Here is a 17,206-nt window from a genome sequence, read left to right on the forward strand (position 1 = left end):
AACTAAGTCAAATACACGTTCCAGGAATAACGCCGAAAGATCGTTCGTATTGGGCACCACCCGACCATCCACCTTTGGGCGTTGAAGATTATAATCAGAACTTGCATTGAAGAAGTCAGCTAACCGTTTCATCCGTTGTTCATATGCTTCCCATTCTTGCTTGATGTCGTCTTCTTCAAGCAATTCTTCTTGTTTTTGATTCTTCTCCTCTGGGAGGCGTTGACGGAATACTTCATCATACTGTGGGAAGAAATCATCGCGGCTTGGAGTAATCTCATCCCAAGGTGGATTCCCAACAATAACATCAAAACGACCTTCTGCCCATATATCAGGGAACTCTAAGGGCCAGTGGAAAGGTGAGAATTCTTCCAGATCAGAAATGTCTATACTTTCCCACCCAGAATTCCGGAACTCGTCAATTAGTTGTTCATCAAACTCGGGACGATATGTCTCCATCCGGCTATCAGCGATTTCTCTCCAGTTCCGTGCATCAGACCCGGATGTTGCTTCACGATAGTTTTGGACTGCCTCAATTATCTCTTCATACTTTTCATAAAGAGACCAATCGCTCATTGTTGTTTCACCGCTTTGGCCAGGCTTTATATTATCCAGGTACCCAATTAGGGTGTTCCCTTGACGAATGTTGAAATCAATGTTGGGAAGCGGCTCCACCTCGCTGGGCTCGTCCTCAATGTCTGCGACCATTGAGAGCCAAAGACGTAGCTTGCAGATCTCAACCGCCCCATCATCGATATCTACACCATATAGGTTGTTGAGAATGATTGACCGCTTAGCGTATAATGACGCATTCCCTCTACCTCTCTTAATGGTCTCGAGTTCCTCAACTGTGCGTTCCTCCAGTTCCCACGCCCTCCCCTCATCATCCACCTGCTGGAAGAACTCGATGCACTGCATGTAGATGTCCAGCAACACCTCCTGAGCGGCGAGCAGGAAGGCCCCGCTTCCAACCGCTGGATCGAGGACGCGAGCTTCCTTCAGGAAGTCATGATACAGCGTCTCCACGTGCCGTGTTTCGACGTTTTCGGTTGGGACTTGCGCTGTGACTGCTCCCCCATCGGCTAGTGCCTCCACGCCGCTCTCAGCAGCCGGAGCAGGGAATCCGAATATGTCGTCGATTTCCTCGTACTCGGCACCGACTTCATCGTTGAGTTGGTCTATGAGATATGGGTGAATCGTCCGCCGAGACATGAACCCTGTTATCTCCTCGGGCGTGTAGTACGCCCCCATCTCCTTCTGGTTGACTGTCTGCTCGAAGATATGGCCCAGGATTGCTGGTGAGAGGTTCTTTGGATCAACGATATCGAGCCGCTCGTCGACGTTCCAGTTCCAGTCTGAGAGGAAGTCGAGGATATCGCTAAATAGTTCGTTGGTACGGTCGGTCGTGTCGCCAAGTTGAGCGTCCTCGAATTCCTCCTCGATAGGATTCTTTGAGAATAACCCACCATTCAGGTACGGGAGTGCACCGAACTTAGTGCTCTTCTTGCTCTTTTCGGCGAGGAAATCGAAGAACAGCGGCTCGTAGAACTCCTCATAGGCGTTCACCCCCTCTTTTACGCGCTGTTTGTGGTGGTCATGGAGGTAGTTCGGGTCGCGGTCGAGCAGGCGTTTCTCCTGGATGAAGTAGAGGAAGATCATCCGATCAAGAGTGACCTGCACGTAGCGCTGCTTGGCGTCCCCACGGTCATCGGGGATACCGGCGACCTCCTGCACGAGGTTGGTTCGAAGAGTCTCGAACTGTTGGTAGAACTCTTTGACGACTTGCTTAGTGTCATAGAGATTGTCGTAGATAGCTGCCGCAGAGCCAAACTCAAGGCTGTTGAGCTTCTGGAGGATGGTGTTCTTCTCACCAATCTCGCTGGTCATCTGCTCCTTTGTGAAGGAGAGCTTCTGGTGTTTGATACGCCCGTGTTGTTGTCCGTCGAGTGCTCGAGTTCTGGTGAGGAATGTAAATTCCTCATAGTCGTTGGTGGCGACGAGGTTTGTTCGGCGTCGTCTGTCGTCAGGTTTGAAGTCGGAGGCCGATTCTCCTGGCCCAGCTTCGACGAGGACGATGAACTCGCGGTCGGTGAGCTGGAGGACGAGCTCGTTGTCGTCTCCAAGGTTGTCACGGACTTTCAAGCCGCGCTTTTCTAAAGTAGATGCGACATCAGAGAGCGAATCCCAGCCAGCGATGTCCTTCGCTGTAATCTGCTGGAGTGAAGCCATAGACAAGCCTTCCCCCACGGACACATAAATCCTGTATACACCTCATTGTAAACGAACAACAACTGGCGGAATCTGTGCTGTCTATATAATTCGCGCTGAGTGGTGGATTCCTATGGCAGGCCAATCATTGACGGCTAATTGAACCCTGTGAAGATCCGCCCATGTGTCGGGAGATGATATCACCAGAATGTTCTTGTGTGTCGTCTGAGCGGACTCAGAGAACATCCAAATGCAATTGTCCGAACTCCACATTAAGAACTTCAAATCTATTGAGGAGACTCAAGTTGGTTCTATTGACGATCTCTCCGTCTTTGTAGGAAAGAACGATGCTGGAAAGTCTGCAGTTTTAGAAGCTGTACGGATGTTTTTGCGGGAAAAAGGCAAACCCGAGATTGACCAGTTTCACATGGGAAACAAAGATGATATCGTCGTTTCGGGCATTTTCACCGACATTTCCTCCGGCCTCATTGAGAATCTATCTGATTCGGTTGAACTCACGGATGGAACGCTCAAAATCACGAGAAAGTGGGATTACCCTGATCCACGCCGAAGCATGGCTGATACGTTTCTCGGACAAAGTGAAGAGCCACTAAGTTCTTCTACACTGGTTGATGAGTATGAGTCGCTTGGAAAGAAGGATACGCGAGAATTTCTCTGGAGTTCCCTTCCTGAACCCATCTATGTCCCTGCTGAACGTGACATCTCTGAGGAGGCTAAGTTCAAATCGAACACACTGATCGAACGTCTCCTCACTCCCCTAATCGAAGAGAATGACGGTATCCGCGATACTAGGGAACAGTTGGAAGAGGAGCTTAACGATGGAGTCGGAGATGTGGAGAGTTCAATTGAAGACCGCTTGGTTGAGCACGTGGACTCTATCAGCGATCTCGATCTCGATACTGGTGAAATTGAACTAGGAAAGGCATTTTCTCCTTCCATCCGTGTCACTGACGAGTTTTCAGATATGTCCGTCCCAATTGGTCAACGCGGATCGGGCGTTGGCAGTATGCTCGTTCTTTCGCTTGTTGAGACCTTACGGGAACAGCAAGTCGGAGAAGGTTATCTGATGCTATTCGAAGAACCTGGCAACTGGCTTCATCCAGAAGCTAAGCGCCGTATGCTGATGGCGCTTAAGCAAATCTCTCGGAGGGGTGGACAAGTAATGGTATCGACGCACTCTCCAGTATTTATCGACCGCCGTGGTCACGGGCGTGTGTTTCTCGTAAAACGTCAGGAGGGCAAAACCTCGGTTAGAGAGATAGAAGAAGATCACCTCACCATCGTCGAAGAGTTGGGTGCAAGGAATAGCGACGTTCTTCAAAGTGATTTTGTCCTCTACGTCGAGGGCAGCACTGATGTGCAGATGTTGAATGTTATCGCAGATAATTACCTCTCTGAGGATGTAAGAGCCAGAGTTACAGTTCAGCACCTGGGGGGGACTGGGAACATTAGACAGTGCGACCTTGGTAATCTCGCGGAAATCAATCGGACATTCGGATTTCTATTAGACAGTGATAGGGATGGACCGGATGACTCCGAAAAGCCGTATGTCGCTGATCTGCGTGAGAAAATGAAAGAAGTTGAGGCAGATGTATTACTCAAGGTTCTCGAATGCAGGGAGATTGAGAACTACTTTACTCCTGAAGGAATCAATCATGCTCTCAGTTTGGACGTTGATGATGGCTTCGTAACCGATTACGAAGATATTCCTGACAAATTAAACGCCGAGATCAAACGACATCACGCAGACCGAGAGGTTGCTACACAAGAGGAGCGTACTTGTGAACACTGTGGGCATATTGACGGACAGCTAAATGAGTATCAGAAAGCAAAAGGTCATAAAATCGTTGAATCGATGTACGACCGTGGAGAAAATATAGAAGAGATAGAGAATTTCCTCGATAAAATAACTGAGCGGATTGACTAACGGTGTAGATCGGTAACTCCTGAACAAACCGTCAATCACCAAAACCTCGCTTGACATTTCCGTGAGATCTGATTAGAGTAATCCGTCCTACGATAGACTCCCCAAAATGAATACGGCCCTGTTGCCCGGCATGCAGCGGTCAAGAACCGGGAAGTCCCCAAACCTGACCGCTACCCTGACGGCGTGAAATGCAGCTTCCTATACGGCGAGTTCAATGGCGACACCGTCTTCCGGTACGACAACTTCCCGGACCATCCCAATGCGCCACACCACCACAAGCACATGAAGGATGGCAGTGTCGAAGGTGTAGTTCGACGGCGTTGCGACGCTGTTTCGGCGGTTCAAATCCGAGGTGAACGACCATGGCCACGACTGGAACTAACCCACCGTCTGAATCCGAACGCGTCCTGCACATCCGCTTCGAGCGGAGCGACAGCGACCGCATCGAGGAAACGCTCCAGGCAATCGATGCCGGCGAAACGCCCGAACCGTACTTGGAGTGTACGTTCCACGATTCTGACCAGCTGCATCAGGTGACACGCCCGAAGAATCTGGAGTTGCTCCGAACTATCGCCCGGGAAGAGCCCGACGGTATTCGTGAGACTGCTCGTTTCGTCGACCGCGACGTCCGGCAGGTCCACCGAAACCTCACAGAACTCGAAGAGCTCGGCCTGATCGACTTCGAAACGGATGGTCAGTCGAAGCGCCCGCACGTGTGGTACGACACCATCGAAGTCGATCTCCCGCTACTCGATTCAGACGGCGAATACGATACCGCAGACGCCTAACCGGTGAACGACTGTACTTGCAACAGACCTACTCCCCACCCTCGTCAACGAGATCCTGAGTGCGGGCATCGATTTCCTCGAAGCGCTGGTGCAGTTCACGTGTCCGTTCATCCAGTTTCTTCAGCGCCGATTCGTGGTCGTCGACGCGCTGTTCGAGATCGTCGAGTCGACTACCCATCTCCTCGACGATGTCGACCGCCTGGCTGTTGTCGTCGATATCTGCTCGTGCCTGTGACAATCCCGCCTCCAGATCAGCGATGCCGCGACGTGCATCGGCGAGGTCGTCGGCCAGGTCAGACACTCTCTCGTTATCAAACCCGGACGACTGGCCGAGGTGATCCAGAACGGCCTCGCCCTTCTCGGTCAGCCGGTACGTGTTCGGTGGTCTTCCAGGTTGGTCATCGACGTCGACGTCCGTTTCCTCCAGGAGCCCCTGGCTGACGAGACGCTCCCGAAGATAGTACGTCTCGTTTCCCGAGTACCCTGTCCGCTCCGTTATCGAACTGGTGGGACAACCCCCTCCAGAGTGCAATGACACCGTCCTGATAATTTCGCAAGCCTTCGTGTTCAGTCCGAGGGCAATGTCCGCAGCGGATCGGTCTTCGACGCCGGCACTCATGCCCCAAACTATCGGCTACAAAGGACAAAAATTTGCCGTTCATTCAACCTTTAAAATTTGAAACGACAACTATAGTGCCCGGTCACCCGAGCAATCCAGGCTTCGAGCAAGCCGTCGACGACTACTGAAAGCGACGTGGGGGTGTCCGACCTGGCGGCAGCGTTCAGGGAGAATCCCACGGATGCGATACCTGTTAGGATCTGGAGAAGAGTCCAGAGCAAACCACCGCGCAGCAAGCAGGATCAGGGTGATGCTGAGAGCGGGATTGGGGTGTCCGAGCTCGAGACCAGGGGGTGTCAGGTGCACGACTCCGGAGCGGGGACAAACGAGGAAGCGACCACGAGTCCGAATTGAGTAGCAGAGGGATGCCCCTGACGTCACGAAGCGGATGCCCACACCGTGACGAAACGAATACCCCGACAGTGACGAGGTGGATACCGACCTCGTCGACGACGTCTGGATGCCAATACGCAGGTACCCGAATGGATGCCATCCTCAACGAGTGATGCTGGATGCCGAACGAGCGCGTCCGGTGAATGAGAGATGAACTACGGCCCTGGGGATGCCCGAGGGCGACAGTCAGTCAGGAGCCAGCTCCAAAGCGACTCCCTGGACGACGCTATCTCACGATCACGAGGACACGCGAGCGTACGGCAACGGCAGTGACGGGAAGAGCAGTACAGAGGCCGGGGCGATCTCGACGACCAGGACAGCGCGAAAACGTAGGTCAGTCAGGCCTCACAACAAAGCGAGAAGTGCAGTAAACGCCGTACTCCGGGGACACCCAGACGTCTACGAGCAACAACGGAGGGCGCTACAGTCACCGGTGGACACCCCACCTGCGGAGCGGCACTGACCTCCGACGGTCAGTAGCGACTGGACACCCAGCTAGGCGTGACGACGGTAGTACGTCGAAACAGGCGCGATGGTGGACACCCAATTCAGTTTCCGAGGGGGACACCCCAGTACGCTACCAGCGTAGGACACCCAGTCTACTACCAGAGTGAGACATTCCAGAGATGCGCAACGCCGCTGTGAACGGATTGCAGAATAGCGGTGACGAATCAGACGTCGAAAACCTACCAGCAGAGTACGTCGGCGACCGACTGGGAAGCCACCGAACGAGTGGGAGCCAGGAGGCTCTCCAAGCCAGAACGAGAGACGAAGGGAGACACGATGGTGGGCATCCCACTAGAGCACCTCTCTGGCGGCCTGCGATACACGACAGTGGGCATTCACCTGGTGTAGGCCATTGGGGCATCCCGTTGATGCGACGTCCTAGAACGGGAGTGACGGCGCTCTACCGTCAATGCGAGTTACGCCCGTGGGGGTGTCGAACTGGCGAAGCGTCCGTCGGAGGTTTCTCGAACTGGGTGTCCGGCAGTCGCGCCAGCGACGATAATTGGTTGCTGGTTCGCCTCGGCTGAATCCGCCGGGGTCACGATCTAGTACGTGACCAAGGGTAGGGAAACACCCACTGCCTCACTCCCCGGTGGCTCTAATGAAATCCTGAGCAGTGGTTCAGCAAAGCGCTCTCTTGGTCAATACAGGTAAGCTACGGACTGTTTGGTGCAACATGAGAGTAGATATTTTCACTGTACGAGAAAGTACTTAGTGTGCGTCGGTTCAGTAGAATTATGAGACGCCGCCAGGTCCTCGCGGCACTCGGTACGGCAACAGTCACGTCGGTCGCTGGGTGTTCGGCCATCCAGGCAGAACTCGGGATGCGAACTGATAGACTCGGAGACGTTACCCTTGCAAACAGCATCGAAGACCGGTTCGAGGTCTCGATAGAAGTTCTCCGTGAAGGCACACTCGTGTATCAAGCGTCGCATCAACTCAGCCCCGGGTCAGAACAAGAGCGACCACAGTACACCATCAACGAATGGGAGGAGAATTCGGAGGCACGGCAATGGACTGTTCGGGCAAAGATACCCCAGAGCGAGTGGAGAGACGCCACGATCGACGCGGCTGTCGGTTCGGAAGACGAATGCTATAGCGTCTCTGTTATCACAGGAGATTGGCCAGAAACACCGCTCTTGGTTTTACTTGGAGGGTGTGAACCTGAAAACCCTTAACGACATTTGGGACACTCTCCCCTTAATGAGCAGTTGATTCAGTTACTTTCCTCCGAAACCAGCGTCCCACAATCGTTCAGTACAGGGGAACCACCTTTCGGTAGGTACTTCGTTCAACTCTCTTGATTTACAATATGGTTTCCCGCGAGAATCAGGTAATGATCGCCTCTGCCGTGGTAGCCGTCGCTGTTCTTTTCTCTCTACGGGCATTTACGAACTTAGGGGTGTTGTCAAGGTTTGCAATTGTCGTCGTCGCCATAGTCGTTACACAATCTGCTCTCGGACGGGTGTCTCAGTAAGCACATCTACTGAGCGGCTGTTTCACTGCAAGTTAGATGGTGAGAACCCACCTTGGTGGATTGAGTCTCTTCGGTCAATACATGTCGTACACTAATCAGGCCGACGAGATTGTACGACTGTTGCGGCTCCAGAGACGACGAGAAGGAGGGCGCCCCCGATTGCAATCAAGTTGACTGGTCTATTCTGCAGACCTAATCTAAATGGGTTCTGAAATGCACCGGTGATTCCGAGAAGTACAAGACCAACTCCGCCAAGAATGAGGGTCCCAATTCCCCACTTGAGTTGCCTGTTCATACGCGAGCTTTACTGTCAGTCGGTTTATAAAGATTGGTTCAAAGAACCAGGGTTTGATTCGCACGTGGTAGTTCCAGAACGATGGTTTACGCAAGTTCGTAGAGCGTCGACCCAATAGTAGCGTACACGCGCTCGCCGACGAGACTGACTCCGGCCCGATTCGGAACAGCGGACTCGAATGTGACCGTCCAGAGTACCTCGCCCGACGTCGTATCGTAGGCACGAACCTTTCCTGCGGAGAACTCGTCGCCATCACGCACCTGTCCGAGAACAACGAGCGTTTCCTCACTCACGACCGGTGCATACGCATACCAGTCCGTCTCGTCCTCCCAGAGCGTTTCCCCAGTCGTGAGATCAAGCGCGACGACCCGACCGGATTGGAGCCCCTCGGTGCCAACCGCAGTGTACCCCCGGTCACCGACGACGGCAGGCGTCGCCACGTCCATGCCCAGGTTACGTGGCTCCCACAATCGCTCACCGTTCTCCGTATCGTACGCACCGACGACGCCCCCGTTGGGCGGGGCGTCGTACGTGCCGACGAGGAGCCGCCCGTTAGCGACAGCTGGTTGATGAACCTGACCGGGAATCCACTTTCCCGTCCACAGTCGCTTCGGTCCAGCGGACAGCTGACGGTCAACTCCGGACCGCTCTGCGTAGGCGACGACGCCGTCTGACGCACCTGCCGTGTACAATCGACCCTCTGCGAGCGCCGGCATCATCCCATCCACGTGCCAGTCTTTCGCGCCGGATTGGATGGCGAGAACGTTCCGTGTGGGAGTTCCGACGTACACCTCGGTCGGTCCGACGGTCAACGAACTCGGACGATGATCGCGGAGCAGGTACCGATCCGTTTCGGTGGCTCCGTCGTAGCTAACGACGGCGTAGCGGGATTCGCTTTCCGCGGTCTGCTGAACTGCGTGGAGCAGACCATCTGGACCGAGCCCAGCGTGTCGAACCGTGGTGTCAGTGACGGTTGTGACAGTGCTACGTTCCCGTGAGTACGACGCGAGGGTCGATCCGTACAGGACGATGCGAGAGCTGCCAACGAGTGGCCGGACGTGCGATTCAACGGATGCGAGGGCCCGACGCGTCGGCGCTTGGCGAGGAGGACTTGCGTGGGGATTGTGGGCGGTGTTCGCCGCATCGTACCGAAGGAGGGGCCAAGTACCCTGTGCGGGCACCCACCCATCGAAACTGGCATCCGGAGCACCACTGAGGAGTCGGTGTCCACCGTACCCACCAACAGCGAGGGCGGCCCCGGCCCCGAGAAGCTGACGCCGTGTGATGGAGGTCATACGGGCCATTTATTCCACTCTCGTAAGAATCCGAAGGATGTCACACGACGATTGGCTTCCTCCGGAAGCTGCTTAGAGGACTTTACAGAGCGACTTGGGAGAAATCAGTGGCCCGGTTGTTCGCCGCGAATTTAGAACGGGAAGACCAATTTCGGTCGTCGTGTGATCAATTGGTGCGTCACATTACTCAGTTTGCCCGTGTAAAGTGCAGTCAATTCAGTAGGTGTTCACCTGAATCCTCAACTCTGAATCGCTCAGTCCAGGAAACTCAATTACCAGTCCGGTTCAATACGATGTGCCCAAGGAGATAGAGCGGCAAGAGATAGATCACCAATAGAGAAACCCCTCCACCGATATCTCGAAAGACCTCGTTCGTAGCGCCTGAAACGGTTTCAAGGGCGATCACGGCCAGTAAATATGAGATGAGCGCGAGGAACCAGTCAGTTCTGTCCATACGCTAATTTAACAACAATTCCTGAGACAAAGATTTCGATCCGGTCAATACCCACATCTACTGAGTGGCTGTTTCACTGCAAATTAGGTGCTGAGATCCTGTCTCGATGGATTGAGTCTCTTCGGTCAATACAGGGGAGCTTCGTATCAGGAAACCCACTTACTCAGTCTTCGTTACCGATGAAGAACCAGTTTCTTCCGCTTGTAGCTTATCCCCTGCTTGATACAGTTCGTAGGAGAGAAACACCATTCCGAGTATGCTAATCGGTGGTATCAGAAGGACTATTCCCAGAATAATCTTCCATCGAGGGATATACTCAAGTCGTGCCTCAACCTCTTCGATGAGATTTCTTTGGCTCATACCGGTGAAACATTCTATATAAGTAAATATTTGCCGACAGGAAGTTCGCATGTGCGGAATTCGCTCGATTCACTGCCCCTACGCTGTAACATTCGCCTGGAATCCGTCGTACAGGCGAGATAGGTCTCACTTTGGTCAACGCTCTCAGCACCTGCAAGCCCCTCAACTACGATCTACTCACTGGAGCTGTCTCGACAGTAAATAGTCTGTGTGCCTGTGACGGAGACTGAACGGAGCGATCCAATGTCGTAGAGAGTTGGCGCCTCAATATCAGCGCGGATGGCCATTTCAGTGGTAAGATGGTAAACCCCGGTGACCGGATTATCGTAGAGGGCTCCCTGTTGTACTGACAGTTCTCCTTCGACACCGACGAGAAACCCGTCAGTCGTCTCTTCAGTAAGGTCGTCGTCGGCGCGTGGGTTGACGGATAACTCCTGTGTGTCCGAATTCGCCTCGGTATCGAGGTATGAATTGAATTGGTAGACCTGTTCGTAATCAGCAGCATACGCTTCAGCTGACGCCGCTGTGAAGGATTTTGGATACTGTGGGTATTCTTTCGGTTGCAGTCCTGCTGTCGGCTTAGGTCGTGGTAGGTCTGAAACGGTACACTCCTTCGGAGACGGCGTTTCGAACGGAAGTTCGGTCGTGATCTCCGTCGGGGATACTGTTGGAGAGGCCGTTGACTGGTTTTCCGTCGGGGTCTCCGCAGTGTCCGTCGATGTTGAATCCGGAGAACTGGTCTCAAGGGAAGTACATCCTGCGATTGAGAGAGTTGAACCGAGAAAGGCCAAAACGTGCCGCCGATTCATTGTATGATGGCAATATCCCTCTTTATAAAGAATTTGTTGCAGCAATAGAAGAATAGCCGATTTAGAATACTGGACAATTCAGTAGGCCTTCTCCGGAATTCTAATACCGGGATCGGTCAGTACAGGGCGGCCACCTATCGTTCAATTCCCCGAAAGTACTTACTCTGGAGAAGGAAGTGTACTTCATGAACCGCCGTGCCTTTCTCGTCGCAGTGGCGGCGACGGCTGGCGGACTCGCTGGGTGTCAAAGTGGTCAGAGAATGTCAAACTGCCCGCCACTGCTCCAGGTACACAAAATCAACGAGAGCAACGGGACGGCTACTGAGGAAGAGGTTATCCCATATCAACAGTTGTCGGAGAAACGGCAACAGGAGTTTACACAGGCACTCGAAACCGGAGATTCCGAGCTAAACGAGACATATGATGCCTGGGTTTCGACACACTACGTCGAGTACGAGAGCGACTACTACTTTACTGGCGTTGCGGTATGTTAGATGTGCACCGGTGCTGAGAAGGTATCTTACCTGAGCTGAACGCTTATTCGTAACGAGTCGCGTTAGTAAGGCATGGCAAGCGCAACCCGGAGAAGGGATGACGATCCTGAAGGGGTTGAGTTCATCCGCGAAGACGACGGGACTATCACGGCACATGACCTCGAAACGGGACTCGCTCGCGGTGGAGATACCCGCGCAGAGGCACTTACGCAGCTCGCAGAAGTGCTCGCGCTCGAAGAGGGCCATGGCGACCGTATCGAAGATCCTGACGAGTTTTTACAAGATATCGGTGTTGACCCCGATACTGATGTCTGAAGAAGGCGATTCAAACGGCCGTCTTGTCCAGTCCTTCGACTAAGACATCGACGAGCGAGCGGCCGTAGCGTCGGGATTCCCAGCCTCGCTTGACGTCGACAAACTCCATCCACTCGTCGAGGGACCGTCCGTTGAGGTCCTGAACGTGTGAGACGTCGCCGTCCGCGACGACGTACACCCTGTCCGTCTTCGTACAGTAGCAGTGGTGCGCGCCGGTCTCGTCGACGCCGAGGGCGAAGTAGTTCGGTCGTGGGTCGGTGCTTTCACTTGAAGTGGGTACAGTTGTACTCATGCTTCCTTCCTGGAAGCGCGGTCGGTGGTACCAGCACCGGCCGTTTTCACGGCGACACCGCGCTTCTTAGTCACATCTATGCACCTGTGCAAACTTTAACCTTTGCATCAATGCAAAGGTTTGCGCTAGTGCATAGAATAAGTGGCCACAGGTGCATAGGTTAAACCGCTATGGAAAGAAACGGACAATCGAGAATGGGACGCTACCGGGCCCTGATGACAGATACGGATCGTGATCATATATCGGGCGAGAGTGAGCCATCACAAGAACAGAAAGACCAGGCTGTGTACCGCGTCCGGGAGCGGATTCGAACGGAACTACCCCGAGATATCGACCTGCTTCGAGAGCATCGACCCGACGTTCTTCAGGAGCTCCAGGAGGTCGTTTGCGAAGAAAGCGACGGCGATAGCTAATCCAGACACGGCGCTGGTGGAAACGATTTCGGAGCTCACAATCAGCCGTATCACTCACAACTTGGCCGGTCACTCTAATCGAGAGGCGCGGATAGGCTACGGGTCCCGGCGAGTAAGATGGTCTTCGAGTGCCGCGACGACTGCCTCGTCGTCGATAAGGTAGCGCCGACATCGAACGTCAACGTAGGGTAATGCCCGGTGGAGTACGATCGCGTCGTTGGTCACGCTGAAGCCATCGAACCTTGCCCATGGAATGAGGCGACGGCCGACGAACCATCGCCCCTCTCTGCGCTGTTCTAGCCCCGCCGAAGTCGCGCGGTACGTGCGCTCAGTAACTAATGAGTGGAGCATGAACACGGGGACAATCCCGCCGGGCAGAATCGTAGTCACCACCCTCCATCCGAACTGCCAGAACGCCAGTCCAGCGAGAAGGCCGAGAACTACGAGCGTGCCGGCCATGAGCTTCAGCCGAGCGCGTCGTGGCCACCCTGCTGTCCACTCGACGACGCTGTCGGCGTCGTCTACCGTCGCGTTTGCTAGTCGGCTGTGGCCCATGAGGACGAGGAGGCTTCCAAGTGACGCGGCTACAATCCCCAAGAAAAAGCCGAGGAATCCAACGAGATGGGCTGCACTGTCTGCCTGGAGATCCGTCACGGCGAACGCGACGAAAAGGAAGAAGTGGACGAAATAGAGACCCATTGGGAGAATACCCACAGAGGGGAGGAGGACCGCAATCCAGGCAGAATCAAACCACGCGACGAGTTCGCCCTGCCGGGAAACTATCCGTGTGACACTGACGGTGAGGATTGCCCCCACTGCCCCAAGCGAGCCAAGCGTAACTGACCAACTTGCCACCTGCAGCCGCTGTACCACGATGAGTAATAGTGCTGGTGAGAGCAGCGCGGCAACGTAGAGCCCTGCCACGAGACTGAACCGCCCGTCCAGTTGTTCCGGCGTCTGAAGCGGTTCACGACCGGAGCGAAACTGCATACGCGAGTGTCTTTTGGACTGTGAATATAGGCTTCGATATGTCAGCCATCGACTACCTCCCGGTATAGGTAGTGTGGAATCATTGGGGCTTCAACAGAGCCTGAGAGTTGGAAGGAAGGGTTCTATTGAACCAGTGGAGAGCGATTTGTTCCGAGCACTCCGCGGTCAGTACAGACGGGGCACAGGCTGAAGCATCACACCCGAACAAGAAGTCACAGGCAGTGAATCAACAAAACCGGTGTGAGTGGATTAGCGGTTTGCAGATCTCCCCTCGGAGAATCTAAGGCGGTAAACGGCAGTCCATAATCGGCTAAATCGTCCGGGAGGAACACTGGATCAGACGCTCGATCGGAACTAGGAAACGAGAGACCGGGCGGATGAGCAATCGGAGAAACAGAGAAAGTAGCGGCACGAAGGCTGAGACGGGTGGAACCGATATTGGGCCAGCGAGAGAGGGGTGCCGAAATCGGCCCTGGAATTTTCATAATCGGTTGCTGTCTGGTGGTTTTGGGTTCGGGACTGACAGGCCAGATTGGCCTGCGATCGAGGCGGTGGTCGGAGACTGAACGCGGCCGAGTTGACTGTTGTCGAATTGGCCTGGAAACGATCCAGCGTCAGCCGGACGACGAAAATTGGCAATCGGGTGGCTTAGAGAGGCCAAATCGTTCGAAATGTGAGTTGAACGAAGGCACGAGTCGCGCGGACTGCGTTGGAGACAAGTGGCGTCTCAACGGGCGGACGACGTCGCCTCAACGCCCGATCGACCCGGTCGACAAAACCTTCATAATCGGTTTCAGTCTTGCGGTTACACAGCTGGCGTTCGAGTACGTTCGGTCGTCGTCGACAGCGCATCGAGCGGGTCAAGCGGCAGTCCCGAGATGGGTGAGTGACCAGCGATCGATAGAGAGTACGAACGGAGGCTAGTGGCTCGACAGTTAGAGACTCAGAATCCGTTCGAGCGCCCGTGAAGGCCGACATTTAGGCGGACGTTCAGATTAGAAAGGGGACGTGGCATTACTCGATCGTCCAGACTTCACCCTTCGACAGTCGGCCCCCTGTGACCTCGCTGGCTTCCAGCTCTTGGAAGCGAGTTCGGAATTTTGAGTGGACCACCCCGGTGAATCGAGCGAGACGGTGATTTCCCGGGTCAAATTTTCATAATCGGTTTCCGTCCGGCGATTACTCTGATTTCTGCGCGGCGCTTATTCCCAGATTAACGACCCCAAAAACCGCGTTTGAGGGCCTCTATCCGACTACTGGCATTTCCTGCTTTCGTCGCCATTCGGTCTCCTGGGCATTTTGCTCCTAGTTTGGATCGCTTCCTGCACATGGTGCCCCCTTGCGGACTATTTGGCCGATTATGAAACGGCGATAAACCACGGAGTGGCCCGTATATCAGTGTTCGGCGTTAATGAGGCAGTGATATTGGTTTTGGAAGTGTGGATCGCTGTCTTTTCCGAATACCAGTGGGCGAGAGGATTGAGAGAGCGGAGATAAATACAGGGCGCGAATCCATCAAGAGTACAGTTCTCAGTGATCTGAATCTTCCACCCGTAACCCGAATCCCCATGTGAAGGATCGACGCTGATCATCACTGGTTTCGGTGTCAGTATCCGCCGAAACGTACACCGTTTCCTCCCATCGGTATGCCCCGGGAGTCAAATACCCGTCAACTCGGTAATCGTCCCACACAACGTATTCGTTGGTAAGGGACTCACCGGGTTCGTACATCTTCTTGGGACATCCGTACCCGTCAAATCCGCGCGGTTCGTCGGCTGGCTTGTCAACTACCCACCGGTTCTCTTTTCGGTCAAGATACTTGGTTTTCTGTGGGTCGTGCAACCACAATCCCGACGGGTCGTCACTTCCGCCATGATGCCGATTGAAGAGCTCGCACCCCTCATTCCCAACCGACAACGCGCGTCCCGATCCTTTGTTTGTCGTTGTGATACGCACACGGGCAGTCTGCGTCGTCGTGATGAGTGGTTGGGGTATCTCGGCGTTAATCTGGACTTGGTATTCGTCAGGGACTGTATCTTGGTTGACGAGCGAGATACGTCGTTGAATCTCCCCTTCGGGGGTTGTAGTTGCGGTAGTCGGTGAGGTTGAAGTGGGCGTCACTGTGGCCGTTGTTCTTGTAGAGGAGGACCCACTAAGGCCGAGACACCCCGTCAATCCCGAGGCTCCAGCAGATGCAAGGGCGGTAAGCAGTGTCCGTCGCTTCATACTGTAACGTAGATGCTTGGATATAAATTCAATCCGATGATTCAAAGAACTACTTGACAAATTCGCTCATGAATTGAGTGGTCGCTTCAGATCGAATCGGACCGGAATCTGATTTGCTCCAAATCGGGGATATGACGTCGATGCAACCGGGTCTGGGTAGGAACGAACGTAGAATCAGGCGGCCTCCCAACAAAATCGAACGACGGCACTAAACGTAGAGTTCGCGGACTATGGCCATCAGCAAACTGAGCCCGAGCATCGCGTACGGAATCCGTTTGGGAACACTGATCAGGTGAACGCGGACACGTGGGCTGATGAGAAACGCACCGCCGGCCATGAGCGTCCCTTGAACGATAGCAAACTCGGCAACAATGATGTAGAGGCCGATGAGGAATGCTGCTAACGTGAAGATGTTCCCGCCTTTGTATTCGCTCGATGAGTACGACATTACTCGTCGGAAGATTCGAGGGCCGCTTCGACGTCGCTCTCGTCGAGCAGCTCCTCTTCGATAGCGAGTTCGATGAGACCCATGCGATGCTTCCTATCCGCGGCCAGGTCGGCGGCGACTAATCGGATGATCCGATCGGCGAGCCGGATACTCCGTGGCACGATGTCCTTCCAGTCGTTCCACATCGCCGACGGAATTCGTTCGACCGTGTACGCAGTCTCGCCTTCGTCCGGCTCGCTATCTGCCATTGCGTGTCGGTATGACAAGCTACCGCCAATACGTTTGTGCATCCCCAGGCTCTCGTTGTGAGTCACGGGTAGTCTCACTTTGTTTCTAATAGTCGCAGATAGTTAATAGGCGTGGGAAATAGCTTTAAATTTCTCTCGGTAGTCTTCAATAGTCTCCGATAGTTATTTCTGTCACGGGCGAAAACTGTTCAAATATGGGTGCTCGAAACCCAATGAAAACCAAGCGAAGGTCCCTGAGCATGAAAATCGGCGGTTTCGCGATGCTGTTCATGCTCACCACAGGTATCGCTGCTGCGCAAGCGGGTGATACCGCCAGTACGATCTGCGGGACGTCGTCGTACAACACCCTCCTCGCGCTGTTCTACGTGATTATGGGCCTGTCCATCGCCGGAATCGTCACGTCGGCGGTGACGGGAGCCGGGCTGAAGTCGTTCGGATGGATCAGTCGGTCGGTGTCGCAGGCGGGTAACAAAGCGCTCGCGGGCTCGCTCGGTGGGATGCTCGTCCTCGCCGTCGTCCTGGCGATCATGGGCGTCGCCTACGGGAACGTGAGCGTCTCGATCCCGGCCGAGTGCGCCATCCCCCTGTAATCCCGGCGCTCGGTGCCGGTTCGTGATTTGATCGCCAGAT

The 17,206-nt window shown here is 54.3% G+C and carries 18 protein-coding genes; 8 read left to right on the forward strand and 10 right to left on the reverse strand.

Features of this window, described 5'->3' with window-relative positions; all coding sequences use genetic code 11:
• Positions 1 to 2,226: Eco57I restriction-modification methylase domain-containing protein (locus AC5FRV_RS20420; RefSeq protein WP_493562924.1), on the reverse strand; the 2,226-nt coding region annotated here is incomplete at its 3' end.
• A 229-nt stretch (positions 2,227 to 2,455) separates the two neighbouring features.
• Between AC5FRV_RS20420 and AC5FRV_RS20425 the strand changes: the two genes are divergently transcribed.
• The 3 genes from AC5FRV_RS20425 (at position 2,456) to AC5FRV_RS20435 (ending at position 4,941) form a co-directional block, all read left to right on the forward strand.
• Entirely contained in the window at positions 2,456 to 4,153 is a 1,698-nt protein-coding gene (locus tag AC5FRV_RS20425; protein WP_493562925.1) for an ATP-dependent nuclease, read from the forward strand.
• Between the two features lie 183 nt (positions 4,154 to 4,336).
• Positions 4,337 to 4,690: a toxin-antitoxin system TumE family protein gene (locus tag AC5FRV_RS20430; RefSeq protein ID WP_493562926.1), complete on the forward strand. Its 354-nt coding sequence runs from the start codon at positions 4,337 to 4,339 to the stop codon at positions 4,688 to 4,690.
• A complete protein-coding gene (locus AC5FRV_RS20435) occupies positions 4,618 to 4,941 on the forward strand; it encodes an HVO_A0114 family putative DNA-binding protein (RefSeq protein ID WP_493562950.1) in 324 nt (107 codons plus the stop codon). Before AC5FRV_RS20430 ends, AC5FRV_RS20435 begins: the two co-directional genes overlap by 73 nt.
• 28 nt (positions 4,942 to 4,969) lie before the next feature.
• Here the strand turns inward: AC5FRV_RS20435 and AC5FRV_RS20440 are convergent, their stop codons facing one another.
• Positions 4,970 to 5,560 carry a hypothetical protein gene (locus tag AC5FRV_RS20440; RefSeq protein WP_493562927.1) on the reverse strand — a complete coding sequence of 197 codons (591 nt, stop codon included), beginning with the start codon at positions 5,558 to 5,560 and terminating at the stop codon, positions 4,970 to 4,972.
• Positions 5,561 to 7,197: 1,637 nt separating this feature from the next.
• On the opposite strand from AC5FRV_RS20440, the gene AC5FRV_RS20445 reads away from it, so the two are divergent.
• Positions 7,198 to 7,638, forward strand: coding sequence for a hypothetical protein (locus AC5FRV_RS20445; RefSeq protein WP_493562928.1), 441 nt, complete (start codon positions 7,198 to 7,200; stop codon positions 7,636 to 7,638).
• Between the two features lie 134 nt (positions 7,639 to 7,772).
• Complete coding sequence (locus AC5FRV_RS20450; RefSeq protein ID WP_493562929.1) at positions 7,773 to 7,937, forward strand: DUF7987 family protein; 165 nt, start codon at positions 7,773 to 7,775, stop codon at positions 7,935 to 7,937.
• A 91-nt stretch (positions 7,938 to 8,028) separates the two neighbouring features.
• Here the strand turns inward: AC5FRV_RS20450 and AC5FRV_RS20455 are convergent, their stop codons facing one another.
• From AC5FRV_RS20455 to AC5FRV_RS20470, 4 genes are all read right to left on the reverse strand, one after another.
• A complete protein-coding gene (locus tag AC5FRV_RS20455; protein ID WP_493562930.1) occupies positions 8,029 to 8,232 on the reverse strand; it encodes a hypothetical protein in 204 nt (67 codons plus the stop codon).
• A gap of 86 nt (positions 8,233 to 8,318) precedes the next feature.
• Positions 8,319 to 9,023 carry an outer membrane protein assembly factor BamB family protein gene (locus tag AC5FRV_RS20460; protein ID WP_493562931.1) on the reverse strand — a complete coding sequence of 235 codons (705 nt, stop codon included), beginning with the start codon at positions 9,021 to 9,023 and terminating at the stop codon, positions 8,319 to 8,321.
• A gap of 772 nt (positions 9,024 to 9,795) precedes the next feature.
• The gene (locus tag AC5FRV_RS20465) at positions 9,796 to 9,981 is read right to left on the reverse strand and encodes a hypothetical protein (RefSeq protein WP_493562932.1); all 186 of its coding nucleotides are present in this window, start codon (positions 9,979 to 9,981) and stop codon (positions 9,796 to 9,798) included.
• A gap of 533 nt (positions 9,982 to 10,514) precedes the next feature.
• Complete coding sequence (locus AC5FRV_RS20470) at positions 10,515 to 11,150, reverse strand: hypothetical protein (protein WP_493562933.1); 636 nt, start codon at positions 11,148 to 11,150, stop codon at positions 10,515 to 10,517.
• A gap of 185 nt (positions 11,151 to 11,335) precedes the next feature.
• Here AC5FRV_RS20470 and AC5FRV_RS20475 point away from each other — a divergent pair, with 185 nt between their 5' ends.
• The gene (locus AC5FRV_RS20475) at positions 11,336 to 11,644 is read left to right on the forward strand and encodes a DUF7979 domain-containing protein (protein WP_493562934.1); all 309 of its coding nucleotides are present in this window, start codon (positions 11,336 to 11,338) and stop codon (positions 11,642 to 11,644) included.
• Between the two features lie 72 nt (positions 11,645 to 11,716).
• Positions 11,717 to 11,959, forward strand: coding sequence for a type II toxin-antitoxin system HicB family antitoxin (locus tag AC5FRV_RS20480; protein ID WP_493562935.1), 243 nt, complete (start codon positions 11,717 to 11,719; stop codon positions 11,957 to 11,959).
• A gap of 10 nt (positions 11,960 to 11,969) precedes the next feature.
• Here the strand turns inward: AC5FRV_RS20480 and AC5FRV_RS20485 are convergent, their stop codons facing one another.
• From AC5FRV_RS20485 to AC5FRV_RS20500, 4 genes are all read right to left on the reverse strand, one after another.
• Positions 11,970 to 12,251 (reverse strand): hypothetical protein, encoded by a 282-nt coding sequence (locus AC5FRV_RS20485; protein ID WP_493562936.1) that lies wholly within the window; start codon positions 12,249 to 12,251, stop codon positions 11,970 to 11,972.
• Between the two features lie 509 nt (positions 12,252 to 12,760).
• Positions 12,761 to 13,654 carry a hypothetical protein gene (locus AC5FRV_RS20490; protein WP_493562937.1) on the reverse strand — a complete coding sequence of 298 codons (894 nt, stop codon included), beginning with the start codon at positions 13,652 to 13,654 and terminating at the stop codon, positions 12,761 to 12,763.
• A 2,434-nt stretch (positions 13,655 to 16,088) separates the two neighbouring features.
• The gene (locus AC5FRV_RS20495; protein ID WP_493562938.1) at positions 16,089 to 16,328 is read right to left on the reverse strand and encodes a hypothetical protein; all 240 of its coding nucleotides are present in this window, start codon (positions 16,326 to 16,328) and stop codon (positions 16,089 to 16,091) included.
• A complete protein-coding gene (locus AC5FRV_RS20500; RefSeq protein WP_493562939.1) occupies positions 16,328 to 16,576 on the reverse strand; it encodes a hypothetical protein in 249 nt (82 codons plus the stop codon). Before AC5FRV_RS20500 ends, AC5FRV_RS20495 begins: the two co-directional genes overlap by 1 nt.
• Positions 16,577 to 16,815: 239 nt before the next feature.
• On the opposite strand from AC5FRV_RS20500, the gene AC5FRV_RS20505 reads away from it, so the two are divergent.
• On the forward strand, positions 16,816 to 17,166 hold the full coding sequence (locus AC5FRV_RS20505) for a hypothetical protein (RefSeq protein WP_493562940.1): 351 nt from the start codon (positions 16,816 to 16,818) through the stop codon (positions 17,164 to 17,166).
• Positions 17,167 to 17,206: the final 40 nt, after the last annotated feature.

This window comes from Halomicrobium sp. HArcel3, from assembly GCF_058933135.1.

Coding starts and splice junctions, on each gene's coding strand:
- AC5FRV_RS20425 (WP_493562925.1), top strand. CDS start 2,456: ATGCAATTGTCCGAACTCCACATTAAGAACTTCAAATCTATTGAGGAG.
- AC5FRV_RS20440 (WP_493562927.1), bottom strand. CDS start 5,560: ATGAGTGCCGGCGTCGAAGACCGATCCGCTGCGGACATTGCCCTCGGA.
- AC5FRV_RS20445 (WP_493562928.1), top strand. CDS start 7,198: ATGAGACGCCGCCAGGTCCTCGCGGCACTCGGTACGGCAACAGTCACG.
- AC5FRV_RS20450 (WP_493562929.1), top strand. CDS start 7,773: ATGGTTTCCCGCGAGAATCAGGTAATGATCGCCTCTGCCGTGGTAGCC.
- AC5FRV_RS20455 (WP_493562930.1), bottom strand. CDS start 8,232: ATGAACAGGCAACTCAAGTGGGGAATTGGGACCCTCATTCTTGGCGGA.
- AC5FRV_RS20465 (WP_493562932.1), bottom strand. CDS start 9,981: ATGGACAGAACTGACTGGTTCCTCGCGCTCATCTCATATTTACTGGCC.
- AC5FRV_RS20470 (WP_493562933.1), bottom strand. CDS start 11,150: ATGAATCGGCGGCACGTTTTGGCCTTTCTCGGTTCAACTCTCTCAATC.
- AC5FRV_RS20475 (WP_493562934.1), top strand. CDS start 11,336: ATGAACCGCCGTGCCTTTCTCGTCGCAGTGGCGGCGACGGCTGGCGGA.
- AC5FRV_RS20480 (WP_493562935.1), top strand. CDS start 11,717: ATGGCAAGCGCAACCCGGAGAAGGGATGACGATCCTGAAGGGGTTGAG.
- AC5FRV_RS20485 (WP_493562936.1), bottom strand. CDS start 12,251: ATGAGTACAACTGTACCCACTTCAAGTGAAAGCACCGACCCACGACCG.
- AC5FRV_RS20490 (WP_493562937.1), bottom strand. CDS start 13,654: ATGCAGTTTCGCTCCGGTCGTGAACCGCTTCAGACGCCGGAACAACTG.
- AC5FRV_RS20495 (WP_493562938.1), bottom strand. CDS start 16,328: ATGTCGTACTCATCGAGCGAATACAAAGGCGGGAACATCTTCACGTTA.
- AC5FRV_RS20500 (WP_493562939.1), bottom strand. CDS start 16,576: ATGGCAGATAGCGAGCCGGACGAAGGCGAGACTGCGTACACGGTCGAA.
- AC5FRV_RS20505 (WP_493562940.1), top strand. CDS start 16,816: ATGAAAATCGGCGGTTTCGCGATGCTGTTCATGCTCACCACAGGTATC.